Annotated in this window: 21 protein-coding genes; 15 read left to right on the forward strand and 6 right to left on the reverse strand. The window is 50.7% G+C overall.

Annotated elements, in window-relative coordinates:
- Window positions 1-24: 24 nt before the first annotated feature.
- A complete protein-coding gene (locus tag OGV93_RS16960; protein WP_016153459.1) occupies window positions 25-690 on the forward strand; it encodes a YecA/YgfB family protein in 666 nt (221 codons plus the stop codon).
- 28 nt (window positions 691-718) lie between these two features.
- Here OGV93_RS16960 and tyrP read toward each other — a convergent pair whose 3' ends face one another.
- A complete protein-coding gene (gene tyrP, locus OGV93_RS16965) occupies window positions 719-1,930 on the reverse strand; it encodes a tyrosine transporter TyrP (RefSeq protein ID WP_200084414.1) in 1,212 nt (403 codons plus the stop codon).
- A gap of 225 nt (window positions 1,931-2,155) precedes the next feature.
- On the opposite strand from tyrP, the gene OGV93_RS16970 reads away from it, so the two are divergent.
- The gene (locus OGV93_RS16970; protein ID WP_287109857.1) at window positions 2,156-2,395 is read left to right on the forward strand and encodes a YecH family metal-binding protein; all 240 of its coding nucleotides are present in this window, start codon (window positions 2,156-2,158) and stop codon (window positions 2,393-2,395) included.
- 45 nt (window positions 2,396-2,440) lie between these two features.
- Here the strand turns inward: OGV93_RS16970 and ftnA are convergent, their stop codons facing one another.
- Window positions 2,441-2,938 (reverse strand): non-heme ferritin, encoded by a 498-nt coding sequence (gene ftnA, locus OGV93_RS16975; protein ID WP_016153456.1) that lies wholly within the window; start codon window positions 2,936-2,938, stop codon window positions 2,441-2,443.
- Window positions 2,939-3,132: 194 nt separating this feature from the next.
- On the reverse strand, window positions 3,133-3,468 hold the full coding sequence (yecR, locus tag OGV93_RS16980; RefSeq protein WP_080858829.1) for a YecR family lipoprotein: 336 nt from the start codon (window positions 3,466-3,468) through the stop codon (window positions 3,133-3,135).
- A 268-nt stretch (window positions 3,469-3,736) separates the two neighbouring features.
- Between yecR and OGV93_RS16985 the strand changes: the two genes are divergently transcribed.
- The gene (locus tag OGV93_RS16985; RefSeq protein ID WP_016153454.1) at window positions 3,737-4,375 is read left to right on the forward strand and encodes an RpiB/LacA/LacB family sugar-phosphate isomerase; all 639 of its coding nucleotides are present in this window, start codon (window positions 3,737-3,739) and stop codon (window positions 4,373-4,375) included.
- Between the two features lie 33 nt (window positions 4,376-4,408).
- Here OGV93_RS16985 and OGV93_RS16990 read toward each other — a convergent pair whose 3' ends face one another.
- Window positions 4,409-5,830 (reverse strand): MFS transporter, encoded by a 1,422-nt coding sequence (locus OGV93_RS16990; protein WP_065554699.1) that lies wholly within the window; start codon window positions 5,828-5,830, stop codon window positions 4,409-4,411.
- A gap of 128 nt (window positions 5,831-5,958) precedes the next feature.
- Between OGV93_RS16990 and OGV93_RS16995 the strand changes: the two genes are divergently transcribed.
- Window positions 5,959-6,210 carry a DUF2766 family protein gene (locus OGV93_RS16995; protein WP_016153452.1) on the forward strand — a complete coding sequence of 84 codons (252 nt, stop codon included), beginning with the start codon at window positions 5,959-5,961 and terminating at the stop codon, window positions 6,208-6,210.
- 138 nt (window positions 6,211-6,348) lie between these two features.
- On the opposite strand, the gene OGV93_RS17000 is transcribed toward OGV93_RS16995, so the two are convergent.
- A complete protein-coding gene (locus OGV93_RS17000) occupies window positions 6,349-6,852 on the reverse strand; it encodes a non-heme ferritin-like protein (RefSeq protein ID WP_016153451.1) in 504 nt (167 codons plus the stop codon).
- A 553-nt stretch (window positions 6,853-7,405) separates the two neighbouring features.
- On the opposite strand from OGV93_RS17000, the gene OGV93_RS17005 reads away from it, so the two are divergent.
- The 6 genes from OGV93_RS17005 (at window position 7,406) to otsA (ending at window position 14,274) form a co-directional block, all read left to right on the forward strand.
- Window positions 7,406-7,963, forward strand: coding sequence for a DJ-1/PfpI family protein (locus tag OGV93_RS17005; protein WP_053389501.1), 558 nt, complete (start codon window positions 7,406-7,408; stop codon window positions 7,961-7,963).
- A 315-nt stretch (window positions 7,964-8,278) separates the two neighbouring features.
- A complete protein-coding gene (locus OGV93_RS17010) occupies window positions 8,279-9,268 on the forward strand; it encodes an arabinose ABC transporter substrate-binding protein (protein WP_003034602.1) in 990 nt (329 codons plus the stop codon).
- A 115-nt stretch (window positions 9,269-9,383) separates the two neighbouring features.
- Entirely contained in the window at window positions 9,384-10,898 is a 1,515-nt protein-coding gene (gene araG, locus OGV93_RS17015) for an arabinose ABC transporter ATP-binding protein AraG (RefSeq protein ID WP_016156817.1), read from the forward strand.
- A 14-nt stretch (window positions 10,899-10,912) separates the two neighbouring features.
- A complete protein-coding gene (araH, locus tag OGV93_RS17020) occupies window positions 10,913-11,899 on the forward strand; it encodes an L-arabinose ABC transporter permease AraH (protein ID WP_016153448.1) in 987 nt (328 codons plus the stop codon).
- Between the two features lie 175 nt (window positions 11,900-12,074).
- Window positions 12,075-12,878, forward strand: coding sequence for a trehalose-phosphatase (otsB, locus tag OGV93_RS17025; RefSeq protein ID WP_047416573.1), 804 nt, complete (start codon window positions 12,075-12,077; stop codon window positions 12,876-12,878).
- Window positions 12,853-14,274, forward strand: a complete 1,422-nt coding sequence (otsA, locus tag OGV93_RS17030) for an alpha,alpha-trehalose-phosphate synthase (RefSeq protein WP_046275658.1) — start codon at window positions 12,853-12,855, stop codon at window positions 14,272-14,274. Before otsB ends, otsA begins: the two co-directional genes overlap by 26 nt.
- A 17-nt stretch (window positions 14,275-14,291) precedes the next feature.
- Here the strand turns inward: otsA and uspC are convergent, their stop codons facing one another.
- Entirely contained in the window at window positions 14,292-14,720 is a 429-nt protein-coding gene (gene uspC, locus OGV93_RS17035) for a universal stress protein UspC (RefSeq protein ID WP_016153445.1), read from the reverse strand.
- A gap of 792 nt (window positions 14,721-15,512) precedes the next feature.
- Here uspC and flhD point away from each other — a divergent pair.
- The 5 genes from flhD to cheA all read left to right on the forward strand — a co-directional run bounded on the left by flhD (window position 15,513) and on the right by cheA (window position 20,432).
- Window positions 15,513-15,854 (forward strand): flagellar transcriptional regulator FlhD, encoded by a 342-nt coding sequence (gene flhD, locus OGV93_RS17040; RefSeq protein ID WP_016153444.1) that lies wholly within the window; start codon window positions 15,513-15,515, stop codon window positions 15,852-15,854.
- Window positions 15,851-16,435 carry a flagellar transcriptional regulator FlhC gene (flhC, locus tag OGV93_RS17045; RefSeq protein ID WP_287109858.1) on the forward strand — a complete coding sequence of 195 codons (585 nt, stop codon included), beginning with the start codon at window positions 15,851-15,853 and terminating at the stop codon, window positions 16,433-16,435. The genes flhD and flhC overlap by 4 nt, the downstream gene beginning before the upstream one ends.
- Window positions 16,436-16,559: 124 nt before the next feature.
- A complete protein-coding gene (gene motA / locus OGV93_RS17050) occupies window positions 16,560-17,447 on the forward strand; it encodes a flagellar motor stator protein MotA (protein ID WP_016153442.1) in 888 nt (295 codons plus the stop codon).
- Window positions 17,444-18,373, forward strand: coding sequence for a flagellar motor protein MotB (gene motB / locus OGV93_RS17055; protein ID WP_016153441.1), 930 nt, complete (start codon window positions 17,444-17,446; stop codon window positions 18,371-18,373). Before motA ends, motB begins: the two co-directional genes overlap by 4 nt.
- 4 nt (window positions 18,374-18,377) lie before the next feature.
- Window positions 18,378-20,432 carry a chemotaxis protein CheA gene (cheA, locus tag OGV93_RS17060; RefSeq protein ID WP_016156813.1) on the forward strand — a complete coding sequence of 685 codons (2,055 nt, stop codon included), beginning with the start codon at window positions 18,378-18,380 and terminating at the stop codon, window positions 20,430-20,432.
- The last annotated feature ends 19 nt before the right edge of the window (window positions 20,433-20,451 follow it).

Consider the following 20,451-nt stretch of genomic DNA (forward strand, 5'->3'; position numbering starts at 1 on the left):
ATTTTTTGACTAAGGAAAAGCGTTATGAAAACGGGACCATTAAACGAGAGCGAACTGGAATGGCTGGATGATGTACTGACTAAGTACAATACAGATAAGGCTATTCTGGATGTGTCAGAACTGGATGGTTTACTGACGGCGGTACTGAGTTCACCGTATGAAATTGAACCGGAGCAGTGGCTGGTCGCTATTTGGGGCGGCGCGCAATATGTTCCTCGCTGGTCCTCCGAAAAAGAAATGACGCGTTTCATGAACCTGGCGTTTCAACATATGGCGGATACGGCCGATCGCCTGGATGAATATCCTGAGCAGTTTGAGCCGCTGTTTGGTTTGCGTGAAATTGACGAGCATGAACTGACCATCGTTGAAGAGTGGTGTTTTGGTTATATGCGCGGCGTCGCGCTGTCGGACTGGTCCGCGTTACCAGACTCGTTAAAACCGGCGCTCGAGGCTATTGCGCTGCACGGTACGGAAGAAAACTTTGCGGTCGTTGAGAAAATGACGCCAGAAGCGTTCGAAGAGAGCGTGGATGCCATCCGCCTGGCGGCGCTGGATCTGCATGCTTACTGGATGGCGCATCCTCAGGAAACGCCGATTAAAGTACCGGTCAAAGTGGATGCCAAGGTAGGGCGCAATGACCCTTGTCCGTGCGGTAGCGGTAAAAAATATAAGCAGTGCTGTTTGCATTAAGAAAAAGGGGCGTTAAGCCCCTTTTGTTTTAACCCACTTCCGGTAGTAATCCTGCTGCAATTGAAAACTGTACGGCTATCACCACAATGCCGCACAAAAATACCAGCGCCAGCGCCGGAGCACCCCCTGCCACGCGGTAGTTAGCCTGTGGATTCTTTTTTCTGCTCTGCCATGCCAGCATCGAGGGAATGAGCAGCGCCAGCACCGCCAGGGCAACGCCCGCATACCCCAGGGCCATGACGAAACCACGCGGATAGAACAGCGCGAATGCCAGCGGCGGCAGGAAGGTCACCACGCCGGTTTGCATTCTTCCTGCTACGGTATTGCGGCGCTGGAAGAGGTCGGCCAGGTAGTCAAATAATCCCAATGCGACGCCGAGGAAAGAGGTTGCCAGCGCAAGGTCGGCAAACAGATGCACCGCCAGTTCGACGTGCGGCGAAGCCACGACTTCACGTAATGCTTGTAATAAACCGTTTAAACCAGCGTGGTTGGCTAACAGCCCCATGAACGTTGAGGAGTTAATACTGCCAAGCGTGGCCAGTTGCCAGAAGATATAGGCGACTAGCGGAATGGCACTACCGGTGATAAACACCCAACGCAGTTTACGGATGTTACCGTTCATATAGCTGACGATACTGGGGACGCTGCCGTGAAAACCGAACGAAGTGAAGATAACCGGGATTGCAGACAGTGCCAGCCCCTGCTGAAGCGGTAACGTAAGCAGGTTTACTTTATGGATATGCGGCATTAACAGGGCCAGCATCACCACCAGGAAGATTATCTTGGCACTGAACAACAGACGGTTGAACAGATCGACCAAAGATGTGCCAACGCAAACCACGCCACCGGCAACAAAGGTGAACAGCAGTACGCCTGTTGTCGGGGAGAGCGTTGTCCCGGTCCAGTCGCTGATGCTGGAAGCCAGCAACTCACCAGCGCCACTGATATACGCCGCCGTCAGCGCGTACATTAAAAACATCATGCTAAAGCCCGTTACCCATTGTCCGTAACGACCAAGATAACGTTTTGCCAGCGTACCCAACCCGGTGTCTGCCGGTACGTGTTGATACACTTCAAGCAGCAACAGCGCGGTGTAGCACATTAGCGCCCAAAGACTCACTAACAATACCAGCGTGACGCTAAACCCCACGCCTGCCGCGGCCAGCGGCATTGCCAACATACCGGCACCAATCGTGGTTCCCGCCACGATAAAAATACTACCCAGGGTTCTGTTTTTCACGCTTTCCTCTGTCCCAGAGATAATCAACGGTTATATCTGCGGCGCAGGTTAAGGCAAAACGCTATTTTCGTCAAATCACCGTTACAATGAATGTACATTAATCTTTACGATGTTTGGCGCGTTAAGATGTATCACAAATGATATTTATCTGCGGGTAAACCTGCGTTAGCGCAAAGCAAGGCCGTGCCGTTCACATTAGGCTACGGACTTTATTGAGGAGGTAGTATGGAATCTATTCACGGTCACGAAGTGCTCAACATGATAATTGAATCTGGCGAGCAGTATTCACATGCCAGCCTTGAAGCGGCGATTACGGCACGGTTTGGCGAGCAGGCTCGTTTTCACACCTGTTCTGCGGCGGATATGTCGGCAGCCGAGCTGGTGGCGTTTTTAGCGGCGAAGGGAAAATTTATTGCAAAAGAAGACGGCTTCTCTACGCACGAAAGCAAGATCTGCCGTCACTGATTTTAGCGGGTAATGATGGCGGGTTGCCTTCATTACCCCACAACATTAATTCTGTGTATCAAGCGTAGCCAGTTCTTTATCGATGAAATAAAGACCTTCGCCACTTTTCCCTGCCAGCGATAACTTATCAATGACAGATTTAAATAATTTCTCTTCTTCATGCTGCTCGGCAACATACCATTGCAGGAAATTAAACGTCGGATAATCCTGGTGGGTCATTGCCGCGTGTGCCAGCTCATTAATTTTCTGGGTGATCAACTGCTCGTGTTCGTAAGTAACACGGAACAGTTCGTCCAGAGACGCATATTCAGCAAAGGGGGAAGGAACGGTGTTAATACACGGCAAGCTGCCGGTATCGGTCAGGTAGTCAAACAGACGCTGCATATGCGTCATCTCTTCCTGGGCGTGACGGCGCAGGAACGCGGCGGCACCTTCAAAGCTGTGATAGCTGCACCACGCGCTCATCTGTTGGTAGAGCAGAGATGAATATAATTCAAGGTTCATTTGCTCATTCAGTTGGTCGATCATTTCTGTTTTCAGCATGGTTGTGCTCCACAAACGTTATTATATATTAGCGTGGCGTCACTATAATTTGTTATTTAATTATTTGCAAAAGGTAAAATAATAAATTTATTTATTAAAAATGCGAATGGGAATAAAACGCATTAACGCTATTAAGCGGAGAATATAAATAATGAAAAGGCAGAAGACCAGCAATAATGTGCTGGTCGAAAATATTAATAATTGAAGGAAGGCGATTGGGATACCGCAACGCCGTGACACTGCCAGGCGAGCGTGATTTTGGTATTTAAGCACAGAGAACCGGCATATACGCTACAGGTAGATACCGGCTGACCAAACGCCATTGCGTTGGCATAGCCCAGGCGCTGACACTCTTTGGTGGCTGTGCCTTGGGTAAGGTAGTCATCGGTACGCGCCGTTTGTAGCATGGCCTGGTTGTAGGTCAGGCGAACGACGCCGGTGATGGCACTGGCTTCGCTGACCTGCGCCTGTTTAGTAATAGTGCATCCTGTCAGCACGAGCGGCAAAAGGGCAAGGATAAAGGTCTTCATGTGATCGCTCTGAAAGTTCGGAGATAGGCTATCATGGCATATGTGGTGGCGCATCAATGGCTTGAATAGCCCGAAGATCACCTGCGATTAATCGCAACGACGTCATTTTATTGAGGCTATTCTGAGCTGTCTCAGGAAAAATGTGAGCACCTCATTATTTTATAAAACAAAATTTCATTAAATTTGAAAGTGAGTTTGCAAAATAGTAATGTGGCCTGAATGTTATGACTTTCAGCGGGCCTCCGCAGCGCATTCAGGAGATTACAGAATGAAAATTGCATTGATGATGGAAAACAGCCAGGCAAGCAAAAATGCCATCATTCATAACGAGCTTAAAGCCGTTGCGGATGAGAAAGGTTTTCCAGTGTATAACGTCGGGATGAGCGACGAAAATGACCATCATCTGACCTACATCCATTTAGGGATTATGGCCAGCATCCTGCTCAATTCCAAAGCCGTGGATTTTGTGGTTACGGGTTGCGGTACGGGTCAGGGGGCAATGATGTCACTGAATATTCATCCGGGCGTGGTGTGTGGTTACTGTCTCGATCCGGCAGACGCATTCTTGTTCTCTCAGATCAACAACGGGAATGCGCTTTCTCTGGCATTCGCCAAAGGTTTTGGCTGGGGTGCTGAGCTGAATGTGCGCTATATGTTTGAAAAAGCATTCACTGGTCGTAACGGCGAAGGGTATCCACCAGAGCGTAAAGAGCCGCAGGTGCGTAACGCGGGGATCCTGAACCAGGTGAAAGCGGCGGTGGTAAAAGAAAACTATCTGGACACTCTGCGCGCTATCGATCCTGAACTGGTAAAAACCGCCGTATCTGGTCCGCGCTTCCAGCAGTGCTTCTTTGAAAACTGCCAGGACAAAGCGATCGAAGCGTTTGTACGCGAGATAGTTGGCTAAATCCTGTTGGCCCGGCGGTGTTCGCCTGCCGGGCTATTTGTTCTTGCTAGATACCGCGCTTCCAGCATCATGGGCAAGCCGCAGCGTATCAACCATACCTACCAGACAAATAATCGCAATAGCGACAAAGGCCAGCCGGAAACTGATCCCCGGAATATTGCCTAACGCCAGCCATTCACTCACCTCATCGCCGATACGGATCCCGATAGCGGCCAATGAAATGCCCAAGCCTACCGCTAATTGTGTTGCCGTACTGAACAGCGTATTGGCGTAGCTCATTTGTGGCCCGGGGACGTCCGCAAAGGCAAGCGTGCTGATGCCGGTAAACTGAATTGAGCGGAACACGCCGCCCAGATACAACACCAACAAAATAACCCACACCGGGGTCTGCGGCGTAATTAATGCACAGGCCAACAGCGCCAGGACGTTTAGCGCACCGTTGATTAACAGTAGTTTCTTAAAGCCCAGCCAGCGTATCAACGGCGTGGTGGCAGGTTTTATCGTCAGATTGCCCACAAACACCGCCAGAACCAGCGAACCCGCGTGAAAAGCGTTCATGCCAAAACCGACCTGGAACATTAACGGCAGCAGAAATGGTACAGCGCTAATAGAGGCACGAAATAGTGACCCGCCGTACAGGGTGACGCGAAAAGTAGGGACGCTCATGGCATCAAGACGAATCATCGGCCAGGTAGTGCGACGAAAATGATGCAGGGCAAACAGAAAGGTCACGGTTCCTAGCGCCAGCAGCCCGGCGGTTAGCCAGCCCTGCGGCTGCTGGGTTCCCAGTAACTCCATGGCATACACCAGGCTAACCATCGCAACTGAGGTCGCGATAAAACCCGCTATATCAAATGGACGGCGCTCGTCGTCATGAATATCCGGGATGAAACGTAGCGCCAGCGCGATCGCCAAAATTCCCAGCGGTACGTTAATAAAGAAGATCCAACGCCAGTTAGCATAGCTGGTAATGAATCCTCCAAGCGGTGGTCCGATGATAGGCGCGACTAACGCGGGCCAGGTCAGGGTCGCTATGGCGGTGATCAACTGATGTTTAGGCGTGGTGCGCAGTACCGCGAGACGGCCAACAGGAACCATTAGCGCACCACCCACACCCTGTAAAATTCGCATTGCTACAAAGCTCTCAAGGCTTTCGGACAAACCGCATAAAACCGAAGCGAGAGTAAAAATCGCCAGCGCCAGGGTAAACACTTTTCGGGCGCCGAAGCGATCCGCAATCCAGCCGCTGGCGGGGATAAGCACCGCGAGGGTGATCAAGTAGGCGCTGATACCAATGTTCAGGTCTACCGCCTGTACGCCAAAGCTTTTGGCCATGTCGGGTAGGGCTGTGGCAATCACCGTGCCGTCAATAAATTCCATAAAGAAAGCCCCGGCAACAAGTAATGCTGCCGGGGAAAGACCGCGTTGGTTCTCAACCGCTAACTGTTCACTCATGTTGTGCTTGCCATCTCAAAAGAAACTGACTGGACCTTTTTTATTTTCAGCGCATTTGTAATGTGTGCGCGGCTATCGTTTCGATCGCTGAATAGGTACTATGACGACCTTTCTATAAGGAGCTCACTATGTCCCAAACATTGAATGCCGATCAGGAACTGCTCTCGGACGTTGTTGCCTGTCAGCTGGTTATCAAGCAAATTCTTGATGTTCTTGATGTTATTGCCCCGGTAGAAGTTCGGGAAAAAATGTCCAGCCAACTGAAAAACATCGATTTTTCCAGCCATCCTGCAGGGGCCGATCCGGTCACTATGCGCGCAATACAAAAAGCGGTTGCCTTGATCGAGTTGAAATTCACGCCGCAGAATGAATCCCACTAAAATAAACCGTTGTTTCAGGTTTTAGAAAGGTTTTTTTGCGCCTCGCAGAATGGGAGGCGCGTGCCAGGGAAAATCAGAGGTTGACCGGATAAGGTGCGCAGCATCGTTATCCGGCATTAACGCGATGAAAACTGAAGATTAGTGATGCTGGTAGTTAACGACGTTGAGCAAGTGCTTATCGGTTTGCGCCATGCACAACCCCGCGCGTTTGGCGCTGCGGACTTCATCAAGAATCGTCTGTAACAGCACGCCATCCTGCTGCTGCTCTTTTTCCAGATCGTGAAGAAAATCAATGGTTGGCGCATCGTTTAATGCTTCAGCTTCATTGGTTAAACGCGAGAGCTTACTCGAACGCTGCTGATATTCATCCAACGTTTTCTGAAACAATTCTTCAAGGGAACTCAGTTCATCACCCGGCACATCCATGGCCTTGACGATGGGATTAGCCCCGGCACTTTTCATAAAATTGAACATACGCATCATTTGAGTCACGTTACCCTGCGCCTGCGTGCGTAGAAACGTGGCTGTACCTGTCAGGCTATGCTCGTAGCACCATTCGCTGAGATGCAGGTAAAGATTCGAGGCGTAGAACTCGAGATTCATTTGTGTATTGAGTTTATGAACAATTCCAACTGCAGCCATATCAATATCCTTATTTCCAGAAAGGGGGATGTACGTTACTCACGCCAGTACAGCGGGCTGCCGCTGCACTTCACCTCTACGTACAATTAAAGCTGTTAGCAGAATAAATCCGTTCCGCCGGTCCTTTAGTGATCACGAATTATATTCGCTCCGATCGAGATTCAGCATAACGCTTGCCCTGGTATAAGAAAATCCTTAAATCTGCGTATTTATGTTTTTTTACATATTGTCATAACAGTATTCATGCTTCTGCTGTTTTGGCATATAGATGACATGAATGTAAGAGGTTGAAATTTATGTTATTAAATGATTTTCATGATAATGAAATGGTGTTTCATGTCACAAAATTAAATTCCACAATAAGGTATTGTCTGGCATCTGATGATTATCTGCCCAAGTTGAAAGGCAATTTCACGATCGGGATGGAGTAGTACAAATTATCTGATGGCTAATTTTTTGCGCCAGATCAGTTTTAATCAAATTGAGAAATTTAACAGTCTGCACTGGTCGTCATTAATTGTTTCGTTTATGTGGATTAAGCAAGGAGTTACATATGAAGAAGGTTGCGGTGCTGCTGGCACCCGGTTTTGAAGAGGCGGAGGCGATTGTTACCCTTGATATTCTGCGTCGCCTGAATATCGAAGTCGAAACCCTGGCCTGCGCAGAGTCACGTGCGGTGGTGAGTTATCATGACGTACCGATGGTGATGGATAGCACGTTGGCCGCGCGCCAGACGTATCTCTACGATGCCGTCGTATTGCCAGGCGGGCCGCAGGGCAGCGTTAATCTTGCCGCCAGTGAGGCGGTCATCCAGTTTGTATCTCGTCATGATCAGGCAGGAAAGCTCATTTGCCCGGTATGTTCTGCGGCCGCGCGCGTGTTGGGCGGCAACGGTCTGCTGAAGGGGCGTCGCTATGTTTGCTCAGGAGATCTGTGGCAAAACGTCACGGAAGGGGAATATATCGATGCGCCGGTTGTTGAAGATGGCAATCTGATTAGCGGCAAAGGATTAGGGCATATTTTCGATTTTGCGTTGACGCTTGCGGCGCGCCTGCTGGGAGATGACATTCCGGTTCGCGATCACGCTGACCACATTTATTACCGATGGTAATCATGTTCCCGAATGCTTCGGTATTCGGGAACAAGGATTCGTTAGCTGATGTTATGGATTAATCTGCTATCCCTCTTTTTTCCCGTCGACAAAACCGCGTTTTTTTATGTCATTTCCCGCTGAATTTATGTACGCAATTACTGTAATTCTGTGGTGTGATGCCGCTCTCTTATGGAGAATCAATTTCCCGCTAAAACTACTCTCAGCACTGGCATTGATCTTATCACTAAAAGGTAATGCCTTGTTTTACGTCCGAATTACAAAAAATCGTCTGATTTTACCCTACATAAAAGAACGTTAAAGCTGGAGTTAACCATGCACAAATTCACTAAAGCGCTGGCTGCCATCGGTCTGGCTGCCATTATGTCACAATCCGCTATCGCTGAATCCATGAAGCTCGGTTTCCTGGTCAAACAACCGGAAGAACCGTGGTTCCAGACTGAATGGAAATTTGCCGATAAAGCCGGTAAAGACCTTGGCTTTGAGGTGATTAAAATTGCCGTCCCGGATGGTGAGAAGACCCTTAACGCCATCGACAGCCTGGCTGCAAGTGGCGCAAAAGGGTTTGTGATTTGTACGCCGGACCCCAAACTCGGGCCTGCCATTATGGCCAAGGCGCGTGGCTACGATATGAAAGTCATTGCCGTCGACGACCAGTTTGCTAACGCCAAAGGTAAGCCGATGGATACCGTGCCGCTGGTGATGATGGCTGCAACCAAAATTGGTGAGCGCCAGGGCCAGGAGCTGTATAAGGAGATGCAAAAGCGCGGTTGGGATGTGAAATCCACAGCCGTAATGGCCATTACGGCGAATGAACTCGATACCGCGCGTCGCCGTACATCGGGTTCAATGGAAGCGCTTAAAGCCGCAGGCTTCCCGGAAAAACAGATCTACCAGGTCCCCACTAAATCGAATGACATCCCCGGGGCATTCGATGCCGCTAACTCCATGCTGGTTCAGCACCCTGAAGTCAAACACTGGCTGATTGTCGGCATGAACGACAACACCGTGCTGGGCGGCGTACGTGCGACCGAAGGGCAAGGCTTCAAAGCGCCGAATGTGATTGGTATCGGCATCAACGGCGTTGATGCCGTGAGCGAACTCTCCAAAGGCGAAGCGACCGGGTTCTACGGTTCACTCCTGCCAAGCCCGGACGTTCACGGCTACAAATCAAGTGAGATGCTCTACAACTGGGTAACGAAAGGTGCAGAGCCACCGGCGTTTACTGAAGTGACGGATGTGGTGCTGATTACCCGCGATAACTTTAAAGAAGAACTGGCGAAGAAAGGCTTAGGCGGTAAGTAACACAAATGCCGGATGCGACGCCAACGCGTCTTATCCGGCCTACGAATTGCGTACTCAGTAGGCCGGATAAGGCAAAGCCGCTATCCGGCATAAAGATCTGACTCACGGAGACGTTATGCAACAGTCTACCCCGTATCTCTCATTTCGCGGCATTGGCAAAACGTTCCCCGGCGTTAAAGCGCTCACGGATATCAGTTTCGACTGCTATGCCGGTCAGGTGCATGCGCTGATGGGCGAAAATGGCGCCGGGAAATCAACACTATTAAAAATTCTCAGCGGCAACTATGCGCCAACGACGGGATCTTTGGCGATCCGTGGACAAGAGGTTTCGTTTGCGGACACCAATGCCGCGCTGAACGCCGGTGTTGCCATTATTTACCAGGAGCTGCATCTCGTCCCGGAAATGACCGTTGCCGAGAATATTTATTTAGGGCAGATGCCGCACAAAGGCGGGATTGTGAACCGCTCGCTGCTGAACTATGAAGCGGGGCTTCAGCTCAAGCATCTGGGCATGGATATCGATCCCGATACGCCGTTGAAATACCTCTCCATTGGGCAATGGCAGATGGTGGAGATTGCGAAAGCGCTGGCGCGCAACGCCAAAATTATCGCGTTTGATGAACCGACCAGCTCCCTTTCAGCGCGCGAGATTGAGAATCTGTTTCGCGTCATCCGTGAGCTACGCAACGAAGGGCGCATCATCCTGTACGTTTCGCACCGTATGGAGGAGATCTTTGCCCTTAGCGATGCCATCACCGTGTTTAAAGATGGTCATTACGTCAAAACGTTCACGGATATGCAGCAGGTCGATCACGACGCGCTGGTGCAGGCGATGGTCGGGCGCGACCTCGGTGATATTTATGGCTGGAAATCCAGACCTTATGGTGCAGAGCGCCTGCGTTTGCATGACGTCAAAGCCCCTGGCGTGCGTACCCCGATCAGTTTATCAGTGCGCAGTGGTGAAATTGTTGGATTGTTTGGACTGGTGGGCGCCGGACGTAGCGAATTAATGAAAGGTCTGTTTGGCGGCACGCGTATCACGGCAGGCCAGGTGTTTATCGATGAACAGCCTATTGATATCCGTAAACCGAGCCACGCCATTGAAGCGGGGATGATGCTGTGCCCGGAAGATCGCAAGGCTGAAGGGATCATTCCGGTCCATTCGGTGCGTAACAACATCAACATCAGTGCCCGTCGTAAACATGTTCTGGGCGGATGCGTGATCAATAACGGCTGGGAAGAGACCAATGCCGATCACCATATTCGCTCACTCAATATTAAAACGCCGGGCGCGGAGCAACTGATTATGAACCTCTCCGGCGGTAATCAACAGAAGGCTATTCTCGGCCGTTGGTTATCGGAAGAGATGAAAGTGATTTTGCTGGACGAACCTACACGCGGTATTGATGTGGGCGCCAAGCATGAAATTTATAACGTGATTTATGCCCTCGCGGCGCGCGGCGTGGCCGTGCTGTTTGCTTCCAGCGATCTGCCAGAAGTGCTCGGTGTCGCCGACCGTATTGTGGTGATGAGAGAAGGCGAAATTGCCGGTGAGTTACTTCATGAACAGGCGGATGAGCGCCAGGCGTTAAGCCTTGCTATGCCAAAAGTTAGCCAGGCTGTAGCCTGAATAAGGAGAGAATGATGTCTTCCGTTTCAACATCGGGTTCAGGTGCTGCAAAGTCGGCGCTAAATCTTGGTCGCATTTGGGATCAATACGGGATGCTGGTCGTGTTCGCCGCGCTGTTCCTGGTTTGTTCCCTCTTTGTGCCTAACTTTGCCACTTTCATCAACATGAAGGGGCTGGGGCTGGCGGTATCGATGTCGGGTATGGTCGCGTGTGGGATGCTGTTTTGCCTGGCATCCGGTGACTTCGACCTGTCCGTTGCCTCCGTGATTGCCTGCGCCGGGGTTACTACAGCCGTGGTCATTAATATGACCGAAAGCCTGTGGATTGGCGTGGCTGCCGGGCTACTGCTCGGTATTCTATGTGGTCTGGTGAATGGGTTCGTGATTGCGCGGCTGAAAATTAACGCCCTGATCACGACCCTTGCGACGATGCAGATTGTGCGTGGTCTGGCCTACATTATTTCCGACGGTAAGGCGGTAGGGATTGAAGACGAGCGCTTCTTCACTCTCGGCTACGCCAACTGGTTTGGTCTGCCGGCACCTATCTGGATCACGGTCGTCTGTTTCATCGTTTTTGGCTTACTGCTCAATAAAACCACGTTTGGTCGTAACACGCTGGCCATTGGGGGGAATGAAGAGGCGGCACGTCTGGCTGGGGTTCCGGTCGTTCGTACCAAAATTATTATCTTTATTCTGTCCGGGCTGGTATCCGCCATCGCCGGGATTATCCTCGCATCTCGTATGACCAGCGGCCAGCCAATGACCTCAATCGGCTATGAGCTGATCGTGATTTCCGCGTGCGTGTTAGGGGGCGTTTCGCTTAAAGGCGGCATCGGAAAAATCTCATATGTGGTAGCCGGAGTGTTGATTCTGGGTACAGTTGAGAATGCAATGAACCTGCTGAACATCTCTCCGTTCGCACAGTATGTCGTACGTGGTCTGATCCTGCTGGCGGCGGTGATCTTCGACCGTTACAAGCAAAAAGCGAAGCGTACTGTTTGATGATTTTAACCCCAACTTTTTAGTCTAGCTTTAGCTCATCGCCAGCCGCTACCCGGCTGGCGATTGTTTTTCCAAATGGCGAGCATGGTCACACTGTCTATACTTATATCCGTCATACATCATATATACGGCGCGATCCGCGCGGCGTACAGACCATGATGAGGAGGATAACCGGGTGACAGCATCACTGATCTTACCCCCTGAACAATCTGCAAGCTGTGCTTATTTTTTTGATCTCGATGGGACACTGGCTGAGATCAAACCTTATCCTGACCAGGTCGTTGTCCCTCAGACAATCCTGCAGTTATTACATCAGTTGGCGACGCATAATGCGGGTGCGCTGGCATTGATTTCAGGGCGCTCGATGGTTGAGCTTGACGCGCTTACCACTCCCTTTCGTTTTCCGCTCGCCGGAGTGCATGGGGCAGAGCGCCGTGACATCAATGGTCAAACTCATATAGTGCGCCTGGCTGCGGCAATAGAGCGCGAAGCAGGAGAGCTATTAAGTACCGCCTTGGCGACGATGCCGGGTACAACGCTTGAAGCAAAAGGGATGGCGTTCGCACTGCACTATCGCCAGGCCCCGGAACATGAAGCGGCGCTAATTAATCTGGCTGAGCGCATCACGCTCAGATGGCCGCAGTTGGCTTTACAGCACGGAAAATGCGTTGTGGAGATAAAACCAAAGGGTACGAACAAAGGCGACGCAATTGCCGCATTTATGCAGGAAGCACCTTTTGCCGGACGGGTCCCCGTTTTTTTTGGTGACGATTTGACGGACGAAACAGGATTTGGCGTGGTTAATCGCGCTGGGGGCATTTCCGTGAAGGTGGGGAATGGAGCGACGCAGGCGACATGGCGTCTGGATGGCGTGAGTGATGTCTGGCACTGGCTGGAACAAATTAACTCTTCGCAGCAAGAATCGAAAGCAACGAATAACAGAAGAGGTGGCTATGAGTCGTTTAGTCGTAGTATCTAATCGTATCGCCTCACCCGATGACAAAGGAAGCGCAGGTGGGCTTGCCGTCGGTGTGCTTGGCGCGTTGAAGGCTGCTGGTGGCCTGTGGTTTGGCTGGAGTGGCGACACGGGTAATGAGGACAAACCATTAAAAAAAGTCACGCGTGGCAACATTACCTGGGCTTCGTTTAATTTGAGTGAACAGGATTACGAAGAGTATTACTGCCAGTTTTCTAATGCGGTTTTATGGCCTGCATTTCATTATCGCCTCGATTTGGTGCAGTTTCAGCGTCCTGCATGGGAGGGCTATCAGCGGGTGAATGCCTTGCTGGTAGATAAACTGCTGCCGCTGCTCAACGATGACGACATAATCTGGGTTCATGATTACCATCTGTTGCCGTTTGCCAGCGAACTGCGTAAACGGGGCGTGAATAACCGTATCGGTTTTTTCCTGCACATCCCTTTTCCGACGCCGGAAATCTTTAATGCCTTACCCCCACATCAGATGCTACTTGAGCAGATGTGTGATTTTGATTTACTCGGTTTCCAGACCGAGAACGATCGTCAGGCTTTTCTGGATTGTCTGGCAGCCCAGACTCAGGTAACCACTCAGAGCGAGCAGCACCACCGTGCATGGGGAAAAGCGTTTCGTACCCAGGTCTATCCCATCGGTATTGAGCCGGATGAGATCGCCCGCCAGGCTTCCGGACCTTTGCCGCCGAAGCTGGCGCAACTGAAAGCAGAACTCAAAAATGTGCAGAATATCTTCTCCGTTGAGCGTCTGGATTATTCTAAGGGTTTGCCGGAGCGCTTTCAGGCCTATGAGGCTCTGCTGGAACACTATCCGCAGCACCACGGTAAAATTCGCTACACCCAGATAGCGCCAACTTCGCGTGAAGAGGTGCAGGCCTACCAGGATATTCGGCACCAACTGGAGACTGAAGCGGGGAGGATTAACGGTAAATATGGGCAGTTGGGCTGGACGCCGCTCTATTATCTGAACCAGTACTTTGATCGTAAATTGCTGATGAAAATCTTCCGCTACTCTGATGTAGGGCTGGTGACGCCGCTGCGAGATGGTATGAACCTGGTCGCGAAAGAATTCGTGGCCGCGCAGGATCCTGCCAACCCCGGCGTGCTGGTGTTATCGCAATTTGCCGGGGCCGCGAATGAGCTAACTGCCGCGCTTATTGTTAATCCTTATGACCGCGACGAAGTGGCTGGCGCATTAAACCAGGCTCTGACGATGCCGCTTGCTGAGCGTATCTCCCGCCACGCTGAGATGCTCGAAACTATCATTAAAAACGATATCGACAACTGGCAGGCGAGGTTCATTTGCGATCTGGAAAAAGTTATCCAACGTCAGAGTAAACAGCCATTGCCAGACAACGTTTCTCCCTGCACTAAACTGGCGTAACGCTCAGAAAACGCAGGTCAATCTCCAGCCAGTGGAACCAGCAGAACATCCACGTGGCTGGCACCGATCACGCTTTTTGCTGAGCAGGATGCCCGCGAAAAGAAGCTGTGGTTATGGTTGCCATAAATGACCAGATCGACCGCGTGTTTACGGCATACATCCAGAATATGTTCATTCAGTGCCCCATAGGTAATAAAGGTATGCTCAATGGGGTACTGTGCTTCTTTGCTGAGCTTGTCGATAAAATCCTGAGTCTCCTCTTGCATCACTTCACGCAGGTCCTCCAGCATAGGTGCAGCAAACTGATTATACAGTTCAGGGTCTGAGACCAGGGTTATCAGGCTAATACGAGCGTTGACAGGGCGAGCGATTGAAACCGCCTTGGCTAACAACTGCTGGCTTTCAGGGGTGGCGGCAACGGCCACAAGAATGTGTGTATAGCTCATAACTCGCTCCTTTTTTCAAGAATTATGAGAGGGTTTCTCAGCATTGCTCAGCTTACTCCATACTGCAACGTTTCCTTCCCGGATAGTGTGAATGTCATCATGCTTATTCATTAATTATTCTTATAAATAGAATAATTGCGTCATATAACTTGTAAATACGTACAGCTTACTTAAGTAAAACTCACCGCTAATGAAAACAATGCGTTAATTAAAAATTAACATAAGTTAACATTTAACGGGTTATCACTACCCGGTATTAATTAATCACCCTTAATATTTAAGTCATTGTTTATAAAGGATTTAATTAAAATAGTGTTTTACATTAAATATGTGATCAAGCTCGCTATTTCACAAGGTGATATTAACGTTTGTGAACAAAATACTATTCGCTTTTATTGCAAGAATATTCGTATGTCAGGAATTGAAATGGCGAACTTGAGATTAAAAAATAAGCAAAGTAAAAGCTGTGCTGATGGATTTATGTTAAGTGTTTAGCTGGTTTATGTGATCTATGTCACATATTCTTCAAATTCGCAGCATAGCTACGTTGTATGTGTAACGGGCGGCGGGTAGAGTTGCGTCGAATTAGGAAAAATCTTAGACATTTGTAAGAATTGATGTGAGCTTGTAAGGGGCGCGGCTTTCTGAAAAGGGAATGTTTAGACAACGCGTAAGTGCCGTCACGCTGCTATGTATTTGACCTTTTGCTTTTTTTTACCGGGCCTTCCCGGCGACATCACGGGGTGCGGTTTCACCGCATGAAAACAATGTTGGTTATTATGGATGCAAATAATGCATACATCCGAGTTGCTGAAACACATCTATGACATCAATTTGTCATATTTATTGCTTGCACAGCGTTTGATCGTTCAGGACAAAGCATCTGCGATGTTTCGCCTTGGTATCAGCGAAGAAATGGCGGACACGTTGGCAACATTAACACTTCCACAAATGGTCAAACTGGCTGAAACAAACCAACTGGTCTGTCATTTCCGTTTCGACGATCACCAGACCGTTACTCGCCTGACGCAAGACTCCCGCGTTGACGATCTTCAGCAAATTCATACCGGTATCATGCTTTCAACGCGACTGTTAAGCGACATCGATGAAGCAGCGCGCAAGAAAAGGGCTTGATGATGAGCGAAAAAAGCATTGTTCAGGAAGCGCGTGATATCCAGCTAGCGATGGAATTAATCACATTGGGCGCCCGTTTGCAAATGCTGGAAAGCGAAACGCAATTAAGCCGTGGCCGACTTATCAAGCTGTATAAAGAATTACGCGGCAGCCCTCCGCCAAAAGGGATGCTGCCTTTCTCCACCGACTGGTTTATGACGTGGGAACAAAACATTCATGCTTCGATGTTTTGCAACGCATGGCAATTCCTGCTCAAAACTGGTTTGTGCAGCGGCGTGGATGCCGTGATCAAAGCGTATCGTTTATATCTTGAGCAGTGCCCGCAGCCAGCAGAAGGGCCACTGCTGGCGTTAACTCGCGCATGGACGTTGGTGCGTTTTGTCGACAGCGGATTGCTGGAGTTGTCCCGATGCAATTGCTGCGGTGGGAATTTTATTACCCACGCTCACCAACCCGCAGGCAGCTTTGCCTGCAGTTTATGCCAACCGCCATCACGCGCCGTAAAAAGACGTAAACTTTCCCAGAATGCTGCCGATATTATTCCACAACTGCTGGATGAACAGATCGAACAGGCTGTTTAACTGATACGGTGTGGACAAACACTCCAGCAGCGGTAAGCGATTACCGCTGCTTTTTTTTGTCCTGACCTCGAGTTAACTGCCCGACTGCGCATCCTGTCATAGTCAATTGCGAAAGGATGATGTCGTGCTTATCTTATTAGGTTACCTGGTTGTTATTGGTACAGTTTTCGGCGGTTACATGATGACCGGCGGACACCTTGGGGCACTCTATCAACCGGCTGAGCTGGTGATTATCGGTGGCGCGGGTATTGGGGCATTCATCGTCGGCAATAACGGGAAAGCCATTAAGGGGACGATGAAAGCCATCCCGATGCTTTTTCGTCGATCAAAATACACCAAAGCGATGTATATGGATCTGCTGGCGCTGTTGTATCGCCTGATGGCCAAGTCACGCCAGCAGGGCATGTTCTCGCTCGAACGCGATATCGAAAACCCCAAAGAGAGTGAAATTTTCGCCAGCTATCCGCGCATTCTTGCTGATGCCGTGATGCTTGATTTCATTGTCGATTATCTGCGACTGATCATCAGCGGCAACATGAACACGTTTGAAATTGAAGCGCTGATGGATGAAGAGATTGAGACTCACGAAAGTGAGGCCGAAGTCCCGGCCAACAGTCTGGCGATGGTGGGGGATTCATTACCGGCGTTCGGGATCGTGGCGGCGGTCATGGGGGTTGTCCATGCGCTGGCTTCTGCCGATCGTCCGGCGGCTGAACTGGGTTCGCTGATTGCACATGCCATGGTAGGGACATTCCTCGGTATTTTACTGGCCTATGGATTTATTTCTCCGCTTGCCAGCGTTCTGCGCCAGAAAAGCGCTGAAACCACCAAAATGATGCAGTGTGTGAAGATAACTCTGCTCTCCAATCTGAATGGTTACGCGCCGCCAATTGCCGTCGAATTTGGTCGTAAGACTCTGTATTCCAGCGAACGTCCATCGTTTATCGAACTGGAAGAGCATGTTCGTGCGGTGAGAAATCCAACTGCGCAGCAGACGACTGAGGACGCATGAAAAATCAGGCCCATCCCATTATCGTTGTAAAGCGACGCAAGCATAAAGGTCACGGTGGTGGGGCGCATGGTTCGTGGAAAATCGCCTACGCCGATTTTATGACCGCGATGATGGCCTTCTTTCTGGTGATGTGGCTCATTTCCATCTCTAGCCCTAAAGAATTGATCCAGATTGCCGAATATTTCCGTACGCCGCTGGCTACTGCGGTAACCGGGGGAAATCGTATTTCGAATAGCCAAAGTCCAATTCCAGGCGGCGGGGATGATTACACCCAGCAGCAGGGAGAGGTGAACAAGCAGCCGAATATCGATGATCTGAGAAAACGCATGGAACAAAGCCGCTTGAGCAAACTTCGCGGCGATCTCGATCAGTTGATTGAATCTGACCCCAAACTGCGTGCGCTGCGCCCGCATTTGAAAATTGATTTAGTTCAGGAAGGGCTGCGGATACAGATTATCGACAGTCAGAATCGCCCGATGTTTAAAACCGGTAGCGCTGAGGTGGAACCGTATATGCGCGATATCCTGCGAGCCATAGCGCCAGTGCTTAACGGCATTCCTAATCGAATCAGCCTTTCCGGCCATACGGATGATTACCCTTACGCCAATGGTGAAAAAGGGTATAGCAACTGGGAGTTGTCCGCCGATCGCGCTAACGCGTCGCGTCGCGAACTGGTTAGCGGCGGTCTGGATGATGGAAAAGTATTACGTGTGGTAGGTATGGCCGCCACGATGCGTCTGAGCGATCGCGGTCCTGAAGACGCTATCAACCGCCGTATTAGCCTGCTGGTTCTCAATAAGCAGGCGGAAGAGGCCATTTTGCATGAAAACGCTGAAAGCCAGAATGAGCCGGTAAGTGTCTTACAACAGCCAGCGGAACTCCCGCCGGCAAGCGTTCCCACATCGCCACCAGCCAATCCGAGGTGATAGCGTGAGCATGGATATAAGCGATTTTTATCAAACATTTTTTGATGAAGCTGACGAACTGTTGGCTGACATGGAGCAACACCTGCTTGATTTGGTTCCTGAAGCCCCGGATTCCGAACAGCTGAATGCAATTTTTCGTGCTGCGCACTCGATAAAAGGCGGGGCGGGCACCTTCGGCTTTACCATTTTGCAGGAAACGACCCATCTGATGGAAAACCTGCTGGATGAAGCGCGGCGTGGCGAGATGCAGCTCAATGCCGACATTATCAACCTGTTTTTGGAAACGAAAGATATTATGCAGGAACAGCTCGACGCCTATAAAAACTCAGAGGAGCCGGATGCCGCCAGCTTTGAGTACATTTGTAATGCGTTACGACAGTTAGCGCTCGAAGCGAAAGGTGAAACCGCACCGGCAGTCGTCAACACCGCAAAACTGAGCGTTGTTGACAGCGCTGCAATGCAGGAAGAGGCGGTTGCACAGCCTGAGTCTGCAAGTGAAGAGAGCAAGAAACGCATTATTCTCACGCGCCTGAAAGCCAATGAAGTGGATTTACTGGAAGAGGAGCTGGGGAACCTGGCGACCTTAACCGATGTGGTGAAAGGGAGCGACACGTTGTCAGCAACGCTTGATGGCAACCTCGCAGAAGATGACATCATCGCGGTGCTGTGCTTTGTGATTGAAGCTGATCAGATTGAATTCGAAACCGTCAGCGCAGCGCCCGTAGCTGTTGAAACTGAAGCAGAAGCAGAAGCAGAAACGGTAGCCGTTGTCGCGAAGCCGCAGCCGGTTGCCGTTGCGCCAGCGGCAAAAGCCGCCGCCAGTGAAGCGCCAAACGGACGCGCGGAACGCGACAAACCCGCCCGCGCCAGCGAGTCGACCAGCATCCGCGTAGCGGTTGAGAAGGTCGATCAGCTCATTAACCTGGTCGGTGAGTTGGTCATCACCCAGTCTATGCTGGCACAACGTTCTAACGAACTGGATCCCGTCAATCATGGCGATCTCATCACCAGTATGGGTCAGTTACAACGTAACGCCCGCGACTTGCAAGAGTCGGTGATGTCGATTCGTATGATGCCCATGGAGTATGTGTTCAGCCGTTTTCCGCGTCTGGTGCGTGACCTGGCCGGTAAGCTGGGTAAACAGGTCGAACTGACACAGGTGGGAAGCTCAACCGAACTCGACAAGAGCCTGATTGAACGCATCATCGATCCGTTGACGCACCTGGTGCGTAACAGCCTCGATCACGGTATTGAACTGCCGGAAAAACGCCTTGAAGCCGGGAAAAGCCCAATCGGTAATCTGACGCTTTCCGCGGAGCACCAGGGCGGGAATATCTGTATTGAAGTCACCGATGATGGCGCCGGTCTGAACCGTGAACGAATCCTCGCCAAAGCTATCTCCCAGGGGATGCCGATCCACGAAAACATGAGCGATGACGAAGTCGGTATGCTGATCTTCGCTCCGGGCTTCTCGACTGCTGAACAGGTGACGGATGTCTCTGGCCGCGGCGTGGGTATGGATGTGGTGAAGCGAAATATCCAGGAGATGGGGGGCCATGTTGAGATCCAGTCCAAACAGGGACAGGGGACGACTATCCGAATTCTGCTGCCGCTGACGCTGGCGATCCTCGACGGCATGTCCGTGCGCGTGGCCGACGAAGTCTTTATTCTGCCGCTGAATGCCGTTATGGAATCACTGCAACCGCGCGAAGAAGATCTCCATCCGCTGGCCGGAGGAGAGCGCGTGCTGGAAGTGCGTGGCGAATATTTACCGCTGGTTGAGCTGTGGAAAGTCTTTGAGGTTGAAGGCGCAAAAACCGAAGCGACTCAAGGTATTGTGGTGATTTTGCAAAGTGCAGGGCGTCGCTACGCGCTGCTGGTCGATCAGTTAATTGGTCAACACCAGGTGGTCGTTAAAAACCTGGAAAGCAACTACCGCAAAGTGCCAGGTATTTCTGCAGCAACGATCCTCGGCGACGGCAGCGTCGCGCTGATTGTCGATGTCTCTGCATTGCAGGGATTAAACCGCGAACAACGTGTGGCGATCACAGCCGCCTGATTGAGTGAGAAGGGAATAA

Source organism: Citrobacter sp. Cb031 (genome assembly GCF_030336725.1).
In the GTDB taxonomy this organism is placed as follows: domain Bacteria; phylum Pseudomonadota; class Gammaproteobacteria; order Enterobacterales; family Enterobacteriaceae; genus Citrobacter; species Citrobacter braakii.